This is a genomic window from Pollutimonas rozaliensis, assembly GCF_048751585.1.
Lineage (GTDB): Bacteria > Pseudomonadota > Gammaproteobacteria > Burkholderiales > Burkholderiaceae_B.
In genome coordinates this window covers 1-233 of the sequence record NZ_JAZHOB010000380.1, presented here as the reverse complement: position 1 = coordinate 233, position 233 = coordinate 1, and the positions used below count along the sequence as shown (strand labels likewise).

General features: G+C 64.8%; 1 protein-coding gene. It reads left to right on the top strand.

Annotation, left to right across the window (positions count from 1 at the left end):
• Nucleotides 1-233 (top strand): 3-dehydroquinate synthase family protein (locus V0R37_RS23310; protein WP_420376719.1); only part of this gene is annotated, 233 nt, incomplete at both ends.

The following is a 233-nucleotide window of genomic DNA, read 5'->3' as shown; positions in this document are numbered from 1 at the left end:
CCATCGAAGCGCATCAGGGGTATGGCAACTGGCAGCACGGTGAGGCAGTGGGGGCGGGCATGGCCATGGCGGCCACGCTGTCATGCCAGCTGGGCTGGATCAAGGAGGATGCGCTGGCGCGCACTCGGTCGGTGATTGAAAGTGCCGGACTACCGCTGGCCGCGCCGCGTGATATGAGCGCAGACGACTTTCTGGTGCGCATGCGCCTGGACAAGAAAAACGTCGATGCGCGC